The sequence below is a fragment of the Paenibacillus sp. FSL H7-0703 genome (genome assembly GCF_038003485.1).
In the GTDB taxonomy this organism is placed as follows: Bacteria; Bacillota; Bacilli; order Paenibacillales; family Paenibacillaceae; genus Paenibacillus; species Paenibacillus polymyxa_B.
Genome location: NZ_JBBOPF010000001.1, coordinates 1,150,757 through 1,168,072 on the forward strand (window position 1 = coordinate 1,150,757; position 17,316 = coordinate 1,168,072).

Sequence of the window (17,316 nt, forward strand, 5' to 3'; positions counted from 1 at the left end):
TTTTATGAAATAATTACAGCACTATCTATCTGCGTAAATACGTTATCCTCCATGGATTTCTTATCCATCGCGGTAACAACAGTTCGATTAGGTACACTTACAATCAAAGCCATATCATGCATTAAAATCAATGATTCTTTGGCGCCTTTGGCAGCTGCTTTATCCACAGCAGAGTTAATTTTCGCCATTTGGTCACTTCTCAACTCTATTCCCCGCTGCTCCAGACGCTTGGCTGCATGGTTACTCAGCTTGAGCACCTGTTCCTGCAACACCTGACCGAACGGTCTGGCATCCTTGGATACCGAATTTACTCGGTTTTGTGAGATTGCTGCCGGTGGCACGTTGGCGGGAAAAAGGCGTCCGACCGTTATCCTGTCATTCATGAGTTCTCACCGCTTCCAGTAGAGGAAGAAGATGAAGTATCCGATGTATCTGTAGCGGGAGTCGTTGTGTTAGCCTGACTCACTGATGTTACATCTTTTAATGCCACCTCAGCCGCTCCCATTTTGGCATACTGCACACCGTCGCGAATAACGATGGAATCCACGATTCCACTTTTCACTGTACCCGCACCTGTTTCACCTGTGATGGAGTCTTTTTTACCTGCCTCAATCCAACTAACTTCTTTTCCTATCAAACCGGAAGCCGTACCTAAAGATTGTCCCAATGCATTCAACTGCGTAGAAATGTTCATCAGTTGTTCCACCGAGGAAAACTGGGCCATTTGAGCGATAAATTCTTTATCCTCCAAAGGCTGCATCGGATCCTGATTTTGTAGCTGGGTGATCAAAATTTTCAAAAACTGATCTTTACCCATCGTTTTAGTATCCTTGGCACTTGCTGTTTTGACATTATTCACATTGTAATTCGGCCAGACGTTACTGGTGGATACATTGTTGTCTGTAGTCGTCATTGTGTTCTCACCTCCATCATTACGCTTGTGCTGTAAAGGAGCCTGTCCGATTCATATCATCTACGCGTTGTTCAGCTGTCCAGTTACGAAGCTCTTCTGCCATTTCAGCTACCTTCAAAGCATCCTCGCTCTCTTCTCTACCTCGAGCTTTGGAACGTTGGTTGGATTGCTGCTGTTGATTAGCTCCAGATCCGCGTCCATCCTGATACATATGGGAGGAAAGCGACTCATTGTGCGTTACTTCTACCTTATCTACCTGGATACCTTGGCTTTGGAGACTCGAACGCAGCTGCGACATTTGCTGTTCCAGCAAATCCTTCGCTCCGCTATGCTCAGTCATAAACTGGGCAACCAGATGACCATTTTGCATTGTCAGCTTAACTTCCAGCTGGCCCAGATGATCTGGACGAAGCATGATAGTCGCTTCCGTCAAACCAGTGTGTTTTACAATGTCAAGTTTCTGCACTACAAATTCGGTCATCTCCTTGGCAAATTGCCGTACATGTACGACTGGTTGAGCCGGAGCCGAAGGTGTTGTTCCTTGCGTTTGTATCGAAAGCTGTCCCGCAGTCGTAATCACTGGAGTCTGATTGTCAGTTGCTGTCGAATTCGCTTGCTCAGTTGCATCTACGAATGCACTCGCTTCATCTGTTACAGTCGTCTTAACTGCAGACTGAACGAGAATATTAGTTGATGAACGTTGCCCTTCTGAACCTTGTTGATTAGTTTCACCCTGACTTGCTTGCTGCTGAGAAGCAACAACCTGTTTGTCTGTAGTAGCTGTAGCTACGGTCTGAGTACCATTTGCTCGATTTGCAGAAGGCTGAACTGCTTGTGAATCCCCACCATCAGCAAGTTCCACAGCTTTCATTACACCATTCCATTGCTCATCGGAAATAGCTCCCGTACCTGCCGTTGCGCTTTGGAGCGATTGTAGTAACTGTGCCACTTGGGACTTTTGGTCTCCAGAAGCCTGCTCTGCTACATTGGCAAGTTGTGACAAAGCGTCCTGTAATGCAAATCGAAGAGTAGCCGGGTTGGCTGCCAAAGCTGTTAAGCCTGTCGCCTCTGTCGTTTCCCCACCGTTTAACTGTTGATTTGTTCCGTCGCCTTGTAAAAACTGTTGTACTTGCTGAATCCACGCTTGCAGAGTTGCAAGCAGAGCAGGATCAGCAGCTACTTGATCATCCAGCTTTTCAAGATTTTGCAGCAAAGGAGCCAGTGTTTCGGCCAGCGGCTCGGTTGGAGCTTCCGTGGATTCTCCAGTTGCAATAAGCGGAAGTACCATAACTAATGGAGAACCGTTCGCATCTGTGCCTGCTGAGCCCGTTTGCCCGCCTGTCATCATTTGCGTAAGTGTTTGATTAAAAGCACCCGTGGTTGCTCCAGCAGCTGTGGCTGTAGTCGTTGTTGAGGCCGTTGTACTGCTAGCTGTCTGACTGGAGCCGAGCGATACACTTTGAGAAATAAGAGTCATTTATTTTTCACCTCCCTTCATTTAAATTACTTACTGCCCATCAGTTTGTTCAAAATTTTTGCGGTCTGAGCCGCATCCTTGGCAGACATATTTTGTAGTAAAGAACCACGTGTCGAATCATCTACTGTATTTAATATGTTTAATGCCTTGTCTGGACTGATTTTGTAAGTTTGTAAAATAAGTTCGGCACCGCTCTTCTTGTCCATGGAAGCAAATGTGCTACTGATTTGAGTGCTTTGCAAACTCTTACTCGTTGTTCCAGCCGTGGTACCTTGATCCTTTTTCAGACGAGACTGCAACGCAGCAACTGACAAATCCGTAGATGGCGTTACGTTTTTCAGAGCCATAGTAATATCAGCTGCTTTTTTAGCGTCCATCTTTTGCAAAATCTTTGCACTGTTGGCAGGGTCCATGTAGCTTAACAGCTGCACAGTCTCTTCCGTGGTCAGATTCTCCATAATCGGTGCCGCTTTACTAGCTGTCATTCCTTCATACATGCTAGCAAGATCTCTGGCCTGTTTTACATAAGGATCTTCATTTGTTGTTCCACCTGTAGTTTGCGTACCGGCCTGTCCCTGCTGACTGGCCTGTGGCTGCTGTTCCTGTTGCGTTTGCAGCGTATTGACCTGATTCTGCAGTTCAGTAACCTTTTTATCTTGTGTCGTCTTAGCAGCGGTAGCCTTTTTGAGCTCCTCCGTCTGCTTGGCTAAATCTGCCTTTAACTGCTGAATGGTTGCTTCAGAACTTTCAGACTGTGCCTTCCGATCTGCCTCTTTCGTCTGGGTAGCCTTATCTTTCGGTTCAGGTACCCAATTTTTAACAACTGGTATTTTATTCCCTAATGAAATCATTTCGCTTCTGAAGTCCATATTGAACAATGTAAGCAGGACCCCTACCAGAACGATTGTGAACACAATCGGAATCAGGAAAAACATAAACCGTTCAAATCCCCCGCCTGATTCTTTTCCTAAATCCATATCCAGTTCATTTTCTGCTAACTTCTGTGCCATCGTCTTCCTCCTCAGGCAGCTGATATGCGTATCCTATGACTTTCCGCTTACCGGGCTTTCATGGCAAATCGCACGGAAGCCATTTCATCCAGCTCGTTCTGCTCGCGCAGGAGCATTTCCTGTTGGAATTTCACGTTGGCCTTCTCTCTCGCTTTCAGCCAAACCTGTTCATCCAGCATTTTATCGGTCAAAACGGTTTGTTTGCTTTGCACATTTTGCTGCGCATATTGAACATCCCTATGCTTGCGTGTAATACATTGGTCCAGATGATTAACATAAGCCTGTAATTCCTGAATGGTAGAGAGTGGCGCGCAATCCTCGGCAGCCTTTTGAATGGCTGATATGACCCGATTCCTTTCGCCTACAAGCTGTGTTAATGTCTGCTCCTCAGCCTGCAATTGTCCAACAGCACTGGAAAGCAACCATTCGGCCTGTGACTTTTCGTTGGTTTTCAAGTCTACAACTTTCTGAAAGGAATACTGAAATCTCATCGTTCAACCTTCATCTCCTCGTAAATTCAGAAATCAAACGCTCCCTTACCTCGTCCAGCTCAGCCTTTTCATCTGTTCTTTGTCTTGTAAAATCCCATATATCCCGTATGCGCTCTATGGATTCGTCAATTTCTGCATTTGAACCCTGCTGATAGGCCCCGATATTAATCAGGTCCTCCGAATCTTTGTAAATGGCCATCAAGCGCTTAATGTTCTCGGCAGCGTCTATCTGATCTCGTGGTGCGATATCCTTCATAACCCGGCTAATACTCGCTAACACATCAATTGCGGGAAAATGTCCTTTGTTCGCAATCCCACGATTCAAGACAATATGTCCATCCAAAATCCCGCGCACCGCATCCGCGATGGGCTCGTTCATATCATCACCATCGACCAGTACCGTATAAAAAGCGGTTATGGAGCCAGTAGGACCTGTCCCTGCACGTTCTAAAAGCTTAGGTAGACTAGCAAACACGGAAGGGGTGTACCCTCTCATTGCCGGTGGCTCCCCTACCGCTAGGCCGACTTCACGTTGGGCCATCGCATACCGGGTAACTGAATCCATCATCAGCATGACATTCAATCCGCGATCCCGAAAATATTCTGCGATGGTCGTTGCAATAAGTGCACCCTTAATACGGATTAACGCAGGTTGGTCGGAAGTTGCCACAATGACCACGGAGCGTTCTAGTCCCTCCGGGCCTAAATCGCGTTCAATAAAGTCCAGCACTTCACGTCCACGTTCTCCGATCAAGGCAATTACATTCACATCGGCTTCCGTATTACGAGCAATCATTCCCATCAAGGTACTTTTACCTACACCCGAACCTGCAAAAATACCAACCCGTTGTCCTTTACCGATAGTAAGCAACCCGTCGATAGCGCGCACCCCGATACTGATTGGTTCCTGCACACGCGGACGATTCAGCGGATTGGACGGAATATTGAAGGTTGAATATCTCGCCATTCGCGAGGGGATCAATGAGCCATCCAAAGGCTGACCCAAGCCGTCCAGCACTTTGCCTAACAGCTCCGACCCGACCTGCACATTCAACGGCTTCCCTGTTCCTACAACATCACAACCGGGACCAATAGATTGCAGTTCTCCAAGTGGCATCAGAAGCACTTTATTGTCCCTGAAGCCTACAACTTCCGCTTGCAACGGCTTGGCCGTTTTGCCCGGATAAATGTAACAAACATCCCCGATACTGGCGTCCGGACCTTCCGATTCAACCATCAGGCCGATAACCTGCGTAACCTTGCCATTTACCCGAACCGGGTCCAACTGGCGCAAATGATCCATGTAGCGCTGCGCATTAAGCCCCTTCATGTCTTCGCTCCTCATTCTCATGTGCCAGACGCAGTAGTTCCTTTTTGATCTCAGCTAATTGCGTATCAATCCGCGCATCCACGCTTCCAAAGGAAGAACGGATAACACAACCGCGATCTTTCACGGTACCATCAGGAATAATTTGCAGTTCTGCCTGCGAATCGACAGTTAATGACAATTCTTCCCGTGCACCTTGCACAAATGCGAAATGCTGAGGTGACACACACAATGTAATGGTCCCTTTTTCCCGCTTACGAGCCAAATTTTTACGAATTAATTCAATCGTGTATTCCGGCTCAAGGCTAAGCTGTTTCTCAATGACCTTCTCAGCAATAGCACTACTCAGTTCGACCAAGAAAGGCTCCGCTTCCTGAATCAGTTGTTCCTTAATCTCATAGGCCTGACGCAGAATATCCTGTGCTTCTTCCATCATCTGCTCCGATTTCGTTTGGAGCTCGGCCTCAGCCAGCTTCTGGCCTTCTTCATATCCTTGCTGAAACCCATCAGCTTTTAACGACTGAGTCAACTGATCGTCATGCTCGCGTCGTTCCTGCCACCAGGCTTCAATCTGCTGCTGTGCCTCCTGAAGCATCCGTTCCGCTTCTTCAGCTGCCTCGCGAACCTGACGTTCGGCAAAATCCTTGGCATCATTCAGCATTTCATCCCGCAGCCGTTCAGCCTCGTGATCTCGCTGAGGCTCCGGCTCCGTATATTCAGTTGTGATTTCTTCATCCGTCGTTTCTGGCGCATACGTATGTGCCACATCAATTGTTTTCAAAGCCTCTACAGGAACATATTGGAAAGATTTAATCAAGTTAGACAATGATGTCATCTCCTCCGCCGCGTGCGATTATAATCTCACCGGCCTCTTCCAATCTGCGGATCGTCGATACGATACGTGTCTGTGCTTCTTCCACATCACGCAACCGCACCGGTCCCATGTACTCCATTTCCTCTTTGAAGGTTTCTGCCATACGTTTCGACATATTTCGGAAAATCACATCGCGTACTTCTTCACTGGACACTTTAAGCGCCAATTGCAAATCTGCATTGTCGATATCGCGGATAATGCGCTGAATGGAACGGTTGTCCACATTGACGATATCCTCGAACACGAACATTCTTTTCTTGATTTCCTCAGCCAGTTCTGGATCTTGAATTTCAAGCGAGTCGAGAATCGTACGTTCGGTTCCGCGGTCTACGCCATTCAAAATCTGAACAATGGACTCGATACCACCTGCATTCGTATAATCCTGCGTCGCGGTTGCAGACAGCTTTTGCTCCAACACTCGTTCCACCTGGGAAATAACTTCCGGAGATGTACTGTCCATGACAGCGACACGCCGGGCCACATCTGCCTGTTTTTCCTGTGGCAGAGACGACAGAATTGCAGCCGCCTGCTCAAATTGCAAGTACGAAAGCACGAGAGCAATCGTTTGCGGATTCTCATTCTGTATAAAATTCAATATCTGGTTTGGATCAGCCTTGCGGGCAAAATCGAAGGGTCTTACCTGTAACGTCGCTGTTAGACGGTTAATGACCTCAACTGCTTTTTGCGATCCGAGTGCTTTCTCCAATATTTCTTTAGCGTAATTAATACCGCCTTGGGAAATGTACTCCTGAGCCAAACAAATTTGATGAAACTCGGCCATGATGGAGTCCTTCTCAATGGCATCGACCTTCCGCACATTGGCAATTTCCAATGTAAGTTGCTCGATCTCCTCATCACGCAAATGCTTGAATATTTGAGCAGATACCTCTGGTCCCATTGTGATCAGAAGTATAGCTGCTTTCTGTCTTCCCGTTAAACCTTGACTGCTTGCCTTTGCCAATGAACTCACCTCTATTCGTCAGCCAGCCATGTACGAAGCAGATTGACGAATTCGTCGGGTTTCTTTTTCGCCAGACTTTCAAGCTGTTTACGCACTTGACTTTCATTTGTCACACTTTCCATGGTAATAGACGGGAACTCCGTCGGCGTTGGCATGAGTTGCAATTCTTCATCCAACTCTTCTTCCTGCTTACGACGACCGCGTACGATGAGGAAGATTACACCCGCCAGCAGTGCCAGAACAGCAGCTCCGATGCCCCATAGCCAAGGGTTGGAAGCTGAGAAGAATGTATTCGTGCTCGCAGGCGCTGGAACAGCTTGTGAGAACACTGAAACCTTCTTAGCCAAATCAGCGTCTGTAATAGTAGTACCAGAATTCGCCAACGATGCTCTTACAATATTAACCAAAATATTTTGAATTGCTGTCTGAGTTGCAGTATCCAACGTTTGCTGACCTGTTGGTGGTTCAACTGCAACATTAATGGTTAAATCTTTTACAGTGTACGGACTTTGGATAATATCCCTTGCAATTCGGTTAACTTCGTAGTTAATCGTACTTGAGCTCTTATCTGAGCTGGTATTGCCGGAATTAGCTCCTCCCGGGTAGCCCGGAACATCCTGTGTTCCTGTTCCTGCAACTCCTCCGGTTTGTCCACTACTGCCCGTATAGCTTTCCTGAATTTGTTGGGCGCTAATTTCAATACCCTTCATTTTCGTTTGATCAACCGGTGTGACCATTTGTTCTTTTGATGTGACTTTGTCGAAATTTAGCTGGGACATAACCAGCACGTTTACCTTGTCGTCTCCAACAATTTTCGACAAAAATTGTTGAACATTATTCCTTACATCGCTCTCAAACTTCTTCTGTAGAGCCATGTTTTCCTGAACACCACTAGTGAGCCCACCTTGGCCGCCCTTGGCCGTTGGAATCAACTCATATTCCTTATTGGTGATCGTAATGTTTTCCACTGGCAGATTCGGCACGGCCGTTTTTACCAGATTAAAGTATCCGTCGATCGCTTGCTGATTTGGAGTAAAGCCAGGCTCGAATTCCATTTGAATCGAAGCGGAGGCTTTGTCCTTTTCTTCAAGTCCGGCAAAAATGTTTTCCTTTGGCATATTAATGACAGCTTTGGAGCTTTGGACACCATCCATCCGTTCCAACAGTTGCTGTATTTCGCCGTTCAATGCATTATTGTACTTCACATTGAACTCGTTCTCCGTCATACCAATCGCAGAGGAGGACTGGTCAAAAGCGCTCATGCCGATTGAACCCTTCTGAATCAGGCCTTGAGACCCAACATCTACCTTCGCCTTATCCGCATTAGCGGTTGGGACTGAGATTTGTGTCCCACCAGCATTAAGTTGGTACGGTATACCCGCAGAATCGAGATATTTAATGACTCCGGCAGCATCATTAGCATTTAAATCTCGGAAAGCCACTTCATACTCGGTTTTGGTAAACTGCATCGTTAGCACTACAACGGCGATAATGATGAATGCTAATGTCGAAACAAGTAATATCTTCTGTTTTTTGCTGAAATTATTCCAATACCCGGAAATCTTATCCCGATATTGGGCGATTCTCTCGTTCACTCCGTCACCCCATCCGAAACTTTGCTAAACCCTCTTTACATCTGTGTACGCATGATCTCCTGATAGGCTTCGATCGCTTTGTTTCGGACCTGTGTAGTAAGCTGCAGGGAAAGCAGCGCTTGTTGGGAAGTGATCATGACCTGATCTACATCAACTTTGCCTGCCATGAATTGGTCGGACATCTGGTGCGTAGCGGCTTCCTGCTGCCCTACTTCATTGAGAGCATCCTTTAGGAAGGAACCAAAATCCTTCAAGGATTCGGAAGGCGTCGCTTTCGTCAACTCATTGTTAGGCGATTGAATCTGCTGTATTGCCGGTGTCTGTACATTAAACATGGCGTTCTGAATCATGTTTTACTCTCCCTATTAAGTAGTTAGTAGTCCTAGAACTTAGCGACCGATTTCAAGCGCTTTGGAAACCATAGCTTTTGATGCATTCAGAGCTGTTACATTGGCTTCGTATGAGCGTGTTGCGGAAATCATGTCGACCATTTCTTTCATAATGTCTACATTAGGCATATATACATAGCCATCTTTATCAGCGTCCGGGTGACCCGGATTGTACACAGGCTTTAAAGGTGACTGATCTTCCTGAATTTGCGAAACCTTAACGCCAGCAGCGCTTGTGCTACTTCCTTCCATTTGAGCCTTCAAAACATCGGCAAAGCCAGATTGGTTCGGCTCCAAAACAACCGTTTTTCTCCGATATGGAACTGCTTGTCCATTCTCTACTTTCGCCCGAGTTGTCTCTGCGTTGGCAATGTTGCTAGATATAACGTCCATCCGCAACCGTTGGGCCGTAAGAGCAGATGCACTAATATCAAAGCCGTTGTTAATCTTCACCTAGTCCTATCTCCCTTCTACCGCTGTTCTCATCATCTTGATGCGCTCATTAATTTCTTGGATGTAGGTATTATATCTTAGTTGATTTTCAGCCATAAGACTCATTTCTCTGTCGATATCTACGTTGTTCATATTGTTATTCATGACTGAGTACCCATCTTTGGTGACCGTGGCATCTGGAATGGAGTTCACAGGTCCTATTTGAAAATGTCTTGAATTGGTTACTTTTCCACGTAGTGGTGTGACATCGCCGTCCATTTGCTGCTGAAGTAGTTCTTCAAATGAAACCTCCGAACGCTTAAAATACGGGGTATCCGCATTGGATATATTGTCGGCCATCACACGTTGTCTCGTATTTGCCGCCTGTACACCTGCCTGAAGCTTTTGAAAGCTCATATCACCCAGCAGATTCATTTAGCTCCTCCCTCCCAGCGTCTACTCCAAAGTAAGATTCAATAAAACAAGATTTTTCACTTTTTTTCGACAATAAAATTTCATAATTATACATTTCTTTTAGGTCTTAAGTAGAAAATAATAACTTTCTGTCATATATTCTAAGTTTCGTAGAGTTGGGACCTAATTACAATAAGAAAAAAGCCCTATCTTTTTTAAAAAAGAGGGCTTTAGATGCATAAAATGTTAAATTTTTCAGGTTTATTTCAAGAAAATGAATGTTTTCTTAGCACTTTACACCTGTAAAAGATTATACGTCCTACTTTTGGAATAGACAGAAAAATCATCAACTTGACCATTATCTAGGTCTTAACGACGGTGCAAGATAGTGTTATTCTGGACCTCACACCCTATTTTTAGAAACCCTATTCATAAAATATACTGACTAAGGTCCCTGTTTTGGGCAATATCTCCCAGCTTCTCACGTACATATTCCGGGGTAATGATCATACGATCCAATGTAAGCTCTGGTGCTTCAAACGACAGATCCTCCAGCAGCTTTTCTAGAATGGTATGCAAACGACGTGCGCCAATATTTTCGGTGTTGCGATTTACAGACTCAGCAATGCTGGCAATCTCACGGATCGCTTCCGCAGAAAATTCGACTTCAATCTCCTCAGTACGGAGTAGATCAGTGTATTGCTTGGTCAGCGCATTTTTAGGCTCCGTCAGTATCGACACAAACTCATCCAAAGTCAGGCTACTTAATTCCACACGGATTGGAAAACGACCCTGAAGCTCAGGGATCAGGTCAGATGGTTTTGCAACATGAAAAGCACCTGCAGCAATAAACAGAATGTAATCTGTTCTTACCGGACCGTATTTGGTCATGATGGTAGATCCTTCGACAATAGGTAAAATATCGCGCTGGACGCCTTCTCTCGACACATCGGGGCCGCTACCCTTACCCTGGCTGGCAATCTTATCTATTTCATCAATAAAAATAATACCGGATTGCTCAGCACGCTTCACAGACTCCTGAATCACATCATCCATATCGATCAATTTGGCAGCCTCATCTTGAATCAACACCTTGCGAGCTTCCTTGACTGGTAGCTTGCGCTTTTTCGTCCGCTTGGGCAGAAAACTTCCGAACATCTCCTGCATATTCATACCCATTTGTTCATTCCCTTGCCCAGCAAACATATCGAGCATATTGGGGGCAGTATCCTCCACATCAATCTCTATGACATCATCCTCAAGCTTACCAGACAATAGATCGAATTTAACCTTACGGCGCTTTTCTGCCAAAGATCCATCCTGTTGTGGTGGTTCTTCTTCTACTGAAGTTCCCGTGTTATTACCAAACAGCATTTCAAAGGGATTACGTTGCGATTTGTTTGACTTTTCTGCAGGTACAAGGATGCTGACAATCCGTTCATTTGCCATGTCTTCCGCTTTGTCCTTCACATTCTCTGTTCGTTCCGTCTTAACGATGCGAATAGAGGTTTCCATCAGATCACGCACCATGGATTCCACATCACGACCGACGTAACCCACTTCTGTAAATTTGGTCGCCTCTACCTTGACAAAAGGAGCTCCCACGAGCCGTGCAAGTCTACGCGCAATTTCCGTTTTACCCACACCTGTCGGTCCGATCATCAAAATATTTTTAGGCACAATTTCATCCCGGATATCATCCGGCAGCTTACTACGCCGATAACGGTTGCGCAAGGCAACAGCAACAGATTTTTTAGCTTCCTTTTGTCCGACAATATACTTATCCAGCTCGGATACCACTTGTCTGGGCGTCAACGATTGATTATTCATTTTGCACTCCTCCACCCTTGAATACTCAGAGCCGATTTACAGTTCTTCCACGATAATCTGATTGTTCGTATACACACATATTTCCGAAGCAACCTCTAGCGCTTCCCGTGCCATATCCTTTGCTTCCATGCCAGAGCCATGGCGTTTGAAAGCACGGGCAGCCGCCAATGCAAAATTACCACCTGAGCCAATCGCAAGCACATCATCATCCGGCTCTATAATTTCGCCGCCTCCAGAAATGAGCAACATTCCGGATGAGTCCATCACAATCATGAGCGCTTCCAGCTTGCGCAGGATACGATCCTGACGCCAGTCCTTGGCAAGTTCCACGGCTGCTCTTTGAAGATTTCCGTGGTGTTCCTCCAGCTTATTTTCGAACTTTTCAAATAACGTGATAGCATCGGCCACTGAACCCGCAAATCCTGCAACGACCTGACCTCGATACAATCTGCGCACTTTTTTAGCCGTCTGCTTCATGACAACACTGTTGCCGAACGTTACCTGTCCATCACCCGCAATAGCTCCTTTGCCATTGTGGCGTACAGCGCAGATGGTGGTAGCATGAAAGGACATATCCATAACGCGCTCCTCCTTTTCCTTCATCCTTATGCCTGTACTTCAGCTGACATAACTCCCGTTTCGTTGATATAACCACGCAAACTTTCCAACGCGCGATTAGCGAGAGCTTCATTTTTTTCTTTTTTGTTACGAATCCGTTTCTCCAACTTTGGAAGCAAACCAAAGTTTGCATTCATCGGTTGAAAATGCTTAAAATCAGCGGTCGTAATATACCGCGCCATGCTACCTAGTGTCGTTTCCGCAGGAAATACAAACATTTCCTGTCCACGCGCTGCTCGTGCAGCATTCATCCCGGCCAGCAGACCAGAAGCCGCTGACTCCACATATCCCTCTACACCGGTCATTTGTCCGGCGAAGAATAGATTACTTCTTCCCTTAAACTGATAAGTTGGATGAAGTTGCTGCGGAGAATTAATAAAGGTATTGCGATGCATCACACCGTAACGTACAAACTCTGCGTCTTCAAGACCCGGAATCATTGAAAACACACGCTTTTGCTCCCCCCATTTGAGGTGAGTCTGGAAACCAACCAGATTATACAGCGTTCCTGCGGCGTTGTCCTGGCGAAGCTGAACAACTGCGTGGGGCAGTTCTCCTGTATGTGGATTTACGAGACCCACAGGTTTCATCGGTCCGAACAATGCCGTTTGTTTCCCACGTTGCATCATCACTTCGATGGGCATACAGCCTTCGAAATAAATTTCTTTTTCGAATTCCTTGACTTGCGCTACCTCAGCCGTAACCAGAGCCTCATAAAAAGCATCAAATTCCGCTTCGTTCATCGGACAATTCAAGTACGCTGCTTCTCCCTTATCATAACGGGAAGCCAGATAAACCTTGCTCATGTCGATAGAGTCCTTTTCTACAATCGGGGCTGCCGCATCGTAAAAATAGAAATACTCCTCTCCCATCAGTGATTTAATCTGTTCCGACAAAGCCGGAGAAGTTAAAGGCCCCGTCGCAATGACCACAATACCGTCCTGTGGGATTTCCTGAAGCTCTTCATTAACAACCTCGATCAAAGGATGTTGATGAAGCGTCTCAGTAATATGACCGGAAAATCCGTCACGATCCACTGCCAATGCACCGCCAGCCGGAACAGCATGACGATCTGCTGCACTCAGAATCAAGGAGTTTAGTATTCTCATCTCTTCCTTCAGTACACCTACTGCATTCGTTAGGCCGTTTGCTCGCAAGGAATTACTGCATACCAATTCGGCAAATTTATCTGTATGATGTGCTGGTGTTTTTACGACCGGCCGCATTTCATATAACTTGACTGGCACTCCACGGCTTGCAATTTGCCAGGCAGCTTCGCTGCCTGCCAAACCTGCTCCGATGACCGTTACCTTTTGTAGTTCACTCACGTTTAAATCCCCCTGCTATTGTTGTTCTTAAGAAGTCTCTACGCTCTCATCGCTCTCTTCCAGCATTTCGCTGTGATCGCAGACCGTACAGTTGAGCTTCGTCCCTTGTTTTGTACGTTTTTCGACCATTAGGCTACTGCAACTTGGGCAAGGCTTAATGGACGGTTTATCCCAGGAAACAAAATCACATTCCGGGTAGCGGTCACATCCATAGAAGATACGTCCCTTTTTACTCCGTCGTTCGACGACATGGCCCTCACCGCATGTAGGACAATTAATCCCGATATCCTTAACAATTGGCTTTGTGTTACGGCAATCTGGAAAAGCAGAACAGGCCAGGAATTTACCAAATCGGCCAAGCTTATACACCATTTGGCTGCCACACTTATCACAAATGACATCGGATACTTCATCTTTTATTTCAATTTCTTTCATTTCTTCTTCAGCCACTTCAAGTCGCTTCTCGAATGACTCGTAAAAGTCACTCAACACCTTGACCCAATTACCTTCGCCTTCTTCGACGTGGTCAAGATCACCTTCCATATTAGCTGTAAACTCCACATTCAGTATCTCTGGAAAGAACTCCTCCATCTGTTCGATGACCAATTCGCCCAGCTCTGTAGGGAAAAATTTCTTTTCTTCAATAGCAACGTACCCACGTTTCTGAATGGTTTCCAGCGTTGGTGCATACGTACTTGGACGTCCTATACCCAGTTCTTCCAGCGTCTTCACCAGTCGCGCTTCCGTATAACGGGGAGGCGGTTGTGTAAAATGCTGCTTCGGCTCAACCGCTTCTTTTTTTAATTTATCGCCTGGTTGAAGTGGTGGCAGCAGTTTATCTTCTTCGGTTTTACCATCGTCATTTCCCTCTACATACACTTTCATGAAACCTGGAAAACGAACCTTAGAACCTGCTGCCCGAAATATCGTCTCACCCGCTTCAATATCAACGGACAAAGTATCCATAATAGCAGATGCCATCTGACTGGCCATGAAACGTTCCCATACCAATTTGTACAAACGGAACTGATCCCGACTCATAAACGGCTTAACTGTTTCCGGATCGCGTAACGCAGAGGTTGGGCGAATCGCTTCATGCGCATCCTGGGCGTTGGCCGCTTTTTTTGAATATTGACGAGGAGTTTCAGGTACAAAAGCTTCGCCATATTTTTGAATAATTAAATCTTTCGCTTCCTCTTGAGCTGAAGCGGCGATCCGTGTGGAATCCGTACGCATATACGTAATCAAACCCACGGTCCCTTCTTTTCCTAAGTCCACACCCTCATATAGCTGCTGAGCTACAGACATCGTTTTAGATGCACGGAAGTTGAGCTTCCGAGCCGCCTCCTGCTGCAAGGAACTTGTTGTGAATGGAGGAGAAGGATTGCGTAAACGCTCTTTCTCTTTCACATCGCGCACCTTGTAAGACGATTTTCCGATAGCTTCCAACACTTCTTGTACATCCGCTTCGCTGGAGAGCTCTTTCTTTTCACCGCGCAGCTTATGAAATTTCGCTTCAAAGGTACTGTCTTTAATAGCTAGTTTAGCTGTAATCGTCCAGTATTCTTCCGGTACAAACTCACTGATCTCGTTTTCCCGGTCCAAAATAATTTTCACCGCAACCGACTGCACCCGCCCAGCGGATAGACCCTTTTTTACCTTTTTCCAGAGCAACGGGCTGATTTTGTAGCCAACAAGTCGATCCAGTATCCGTCGTGCCTGCTGAGCATTAACCAAATCCATATTGATTTTACGGGGGGTTTTAAAAGCATCTTTGACAGCCTGCTTCGTAATTTCATTAAATACAACACGGCAATCTGCTGTATCGTCCAGTTCCAGCGCATGCGCCAGATGCCAGGCAATAGCCTCACCTTCGCGATCCGGGTCAGCCGCCAGATATACTTTTTTTACTTTTTTTCGGGCATCCTTTAATTCTTTTAGAATTGAGCCTTTACCTCGAATGGTAATGTATTTGGGATTAAAATCATTTTCGACCTCTACGCCGATCTGACTCTTCGGTAAATCCCTGATATGACCCATGGAAGCCTTGACGATATATTTGCTGCCTAAGTATTTGCCGATCGTCTTCGCCTTGGAAGGCGATTCCACGATGACGAGTGAATCCGCCATAGGCTCTTCCTCCTCTCAATTACACACATGAATATGATAGACTTCCTGAAATGTGGTGAGTTATGACGCGGAGAGCGCTTAACAGATTGGTTATTTTTCCAGATCGCTGTGCTTGTTCAGAAAGATTCCATCTGCTCCGCTACTGCGAGTCATAATGTCAACACATTTCAGGAAGTGGGGAAGGAGTAGGAATCCGCGGCGCGGATGAATACCATACTGCCCTCCACCTGATGTTTAAAATTGAATTTGTGCATTTACTAACTAAGGACTTTGCAAAAACAACTACTAAATAAGCTTGTATTTTGTGCCCGCTAGCTGGGCGATCCTTTTTTTTATGATTAACGATAACAGAACTGCGTGTAAAAGTCCAAAATCCCATGCCGTAGCATCAAGCAGTTCATCCAGTGTCATGGTTCCCTGTTCGAGCAACAGTATGACACGGTTTTCCTCAGAAGTCTCACTTTCTGGCACTTTGGAGGCCTGTTTCAGATTAAGACTCTGCTCTCTATTGTATGAAGAAACCTCCCTTGTACGCAAATCTGCTTCATACTCTTCAATAATATCCGAAGCTTCAGTGACTGTTTTGGCTCCTTGCTTGATCAAGCTCAGCGTGCCTCTACTCTTCGGTGACGTAATGGGTCCGGGAACAGCAAACACATCTCGATTTGCCTCTAGCGCAGCATCAGCTGTAATCAAGGAGCCGCTTCTTGCATCTGCTTCAACAACGAGCGTTCCCTTCGTTAGGCCAGCTATAATCCGATTACGTTGTGGAAACATTCCTGGATGTGACCTCGTGCCTGGAGGGTACTCCGATACGATCAAGCCTTTGCTAGCCATCTCTGCAAATAAAGACGCATTTTGGGGAGGATAAATTTGATCAATCGCTGTTCCCAGTACACCAATCGTGTTTCCTCCCCGGCGCAGGGCTGTTTCGTGACAAATACTGTCAATTCCTCTCGCCAATCCGCTAACTACTGTAATCCCTGCATTACATAATCCATCTGTTAGTATCTCCGCTGCTCTACGTCCATAAGCGGTGGGAACGCGGGTTCCTACCATGGCTACAGAACATGTATGCAAAAGTGATTTATCCCCTTTTGTATACATTACCCATGGTGGGTCAACTGTTTCCTTCATTAATAGGGGATAATCCTCGTCCACATAAGTTACCGTTCCAATATCACCGGATAGAACTCGCTGATATCGTTCATGCACCCATTCTTCATCGTAACACTGAGCCGCAATTCGTGCCTGAGCAGGGCTTAACCCTATCTCAATCCACTTTTGTTCGCTAAAATGCAGTAGCTCATGCAATCGATAGTCACTCGACCAAATACGCTGAATTGTTTTTCTTCCGATTCCCTCTAACTCATGTAAGCCTAACAAAAGCCATCTTTCTTCCAAACTATGGTTCCCCCATTCACGGAAGAGTGAACCCTCCCTTATTTTGTGGCACAATGAATCATTTTGCAAGCGTTTCCCTGACAAGCCTGTCTTAACGCAAAAAAAAGCAACCTTTTCATCCCC

General features: G+C 46.0%; 17 protein-coding genes. All 17 read right to left on the reverse strand.

From position 1 onward, the window contains the following. Positions 1 to 2 precede the first annotated feature (2 nt). On the reverse strand, positions 3 to 383 hold the full coding sequence (locus MHB46_RS04550; RefSeq protein WP_341161712.1) for a TIGR02530 family flagellar biosynthesis protein: 381 nt from the start codon (positions 381 to 383) through the stop codon (positions 3 to 5). Next, on the reverse strand, positions 380 to 913 hold the full coding sequence (locus MHB46_RS04555) for a flagellar hook capping FlgD N-terminal domain-containing protein (RefSeq protein WP_025723729.1): 534 nt from the start codon (positions 911 to 913) through the stop codon (positions 380 to 382). Before MHB46_RS04555 ends, MHB46_RS04550 begins: the two co-directional genes overlap by 4 nt. 19 nt (positions 914 to 932) lie before the next feature. Then, positions 933 to 2,390, reverse strand: a complete 1,458-nt coding sequence (locus MHB46_RS04560; protein WP_341161713.1) for a flagellar hook-length control protein FliK — start codon at positions 2,388 to 2,390, stop codon at positions 933 to 935. A gap of 26 nt (positions 2,391 to 2,416) precedes the next feature. Next, positions 2,417 to 3,400: a magnesium transporter MgtE N-terminal domain-containing protein gene (locus MHB46_RS04565; protein ID WP_341161714.1), complete on the reverse strand. Its 984-nt coding sequence runs from the start codon at positions 3,398 to 3,400 to the stop codon at positions 2,417 to 2,419. Positions 3,401 to 3,447: 47 nt separating this feature from the next. Beyond that, positions 3,448 to 3,891 carry a flagellar export protein FliJ gene (gene fliJ, locus MHB46_RS04570; RefSeq protein ID WP_013309890.1) on the reverse strand — a complete coding sequence of 148 codons (444 nt, stop codon included), beginning with the start codon at positions 3,889 to 3,891 and terminating at the stop codon, positions 3,448 to 3,450. A 10-nt stretch (positions 3,892 to 3,901) separates the two neighbouring features. Beyond that, positions 3,902 to 5,221 (reverse strand): flagellar protein export ATPase FliI, encoded by a 1,320-nt coding sequence (gene fliI / locus MHB46_RS04575; protein ID WP_341161715.1) that lies wholly within the window; start codon positions 5,219 to 5,221, stop codon positions 3,902 to 3,904. Continuing rightward, positions 5,208 to 6,044 (reverse strand): FliH/SctL family protein, encoded by an 837-nt coding sequence (locus MHB46_RS04580; protein WP_069291724.1) that lies wholly within the window; start codon positions 6,042 to 6,044, stop codon positions 5,208 to 5,210. The genes fliI and MHB46_RS04580 overlap by 14 nt, the downstream gene beginning before the upstream one ends. After that, a complete protein-coding gene (gene fliG, locus MHB46_RS04585; protein ID WP_013370674.1) occupies positions 6,037 to 7,053 on the reverse strand; it encodes a flagellar motor switch protein FliG in 1,017 nt (338 codons plus the stop codon). Before fliG ends, MHB46_RS04580 begins: the two co-directional genes overlap by 8 nt. Positions 7,054 to 7,064: 11 nt before the next feature. Beyond that, a complete protein-coding gene (gene fliF, locus MHB46_RS04590; RefSeq protein ID WP_013309886.1) occupies positions 7,065 to 8,648 on the reverse strand; it encodes a flagellar basal-body MS-ring/collar protein FliF in 1,584 nt (527 codons plus the stop codon). A 35-nt stretch (positions 8,649 to 8,683) separates the two neighbouring features. Next, positions 8,684 to 8,998, reverse strand: a complete 315-nt coding sequence (gene fliE / locus MHB46_RS04595; RefSeq protein ID WP_061831861.1) for a flagellar hook-basal body complex protein FliE — start codon at positions 8,996 to 8,998, stop codon at positions 8,684 to 8,686. Positions 8,999 to 9,037: 39 nt separating this feature from the next. After that, positions 9,038 to 9,490, reverse strand: a complete 453-nt coding sequence (gene flgC, locus MHB46_RS04600) for a flagellar basal body rod protein FlgC (RefSeq protein ID WP_013309884.1) — start codon at positions 9,488 to 9,490, stop codon at positions 9,038 to 9,040. A 6-nt stretch (positions 9,491 to 9,496) separates the two neighbouring features. Continuing rightward, the gene (flgB, locus tag MHB46_RS04605; protein ID WP_013309883.1) at positions 9,497 to 9,904 is read right to left on the reverse strand and encodes a flagellar basal body rod protein FlgB; all 408 of its coding nucleotides are present in this window, start codon (positions 9,902 to 9,904) and stop codon (positions 9,497 to 9,499) included. 408 nt (positions 9,905 to 10,312) lie between these two features. Next, positions 10,313 to 11,713: an ATP-dependent protease ATPase subunit HslU gene (gene hslU / locus MHB46_RS04610; protein ID WP_023988186.1), complete on the reverse strand. Its 1,401-nt coding sequence runs from the start codon at positions 11,711 to 11,713 to the stop codon at positions 10,313 to 10,315. Between the two features lie 36 nt (positions 11,714 to 11,749). Next, on the reverse strand, positions 11,750 to 12,292 hold the full coding sequence (gene hslV / locus MHB46_RS04615; protein ID WP_013309881.1) for an ATP-dependent protease subunit HslV: 543 nt from the start codon (positions 12,290 to 12,292) through the stop codon (positions 11,750 to 11,752). Positions 12,293 to 12,318: 26 nt separating this feature from the next. Continuing rightward, the gene (trmFO, locus tag MHB46_RS04620) at positions 12,319 to 13,659 is read right to left on the reverse strand and encodes an FADH(2)-oxidizing methylenetetrahydrofolate--tRNA-(uracil(54)-C(5))-methyltransferase TrmFO (RefSeq protein ID WP_341161716.1); all 1,341 of its coding nucleotides are present in this window, start codon (positions 13,657 to 13,659) and stop codon (positions 12,319 to 12,321) included. Between the two features lie 27 nt (positions 13,660 to 13,686). Beyond that, on the reverse strand, positions 13,687 to 15,789 hold the full coding sequence (gene topA, locus MHB46_RS04625; RefSeq protein ID WP_165175654.1) for a type I DNA topoisomerase: 2,103 nt from the start codon (positions 15,787 to 15,789) through the stop codon (positions 13,687 to 13,689). Between the two features lie 285 nt (positions 15,790 to 16,074). Next, positions 16,075 to 17,193, reverse strand: a complete 1,119-nt coding sequence (gene dprA / locus MHB46_RS04630) for a DNA-processing protein DprA (RefSeq protein ID WP_165175656.1) — start codon at positions 17,191 to 17,193, stop codon at positions 16,075 to 16,077. Between the last annotated feature and the right edge of the window lie 123 nt (positions 17,194 to 17,316).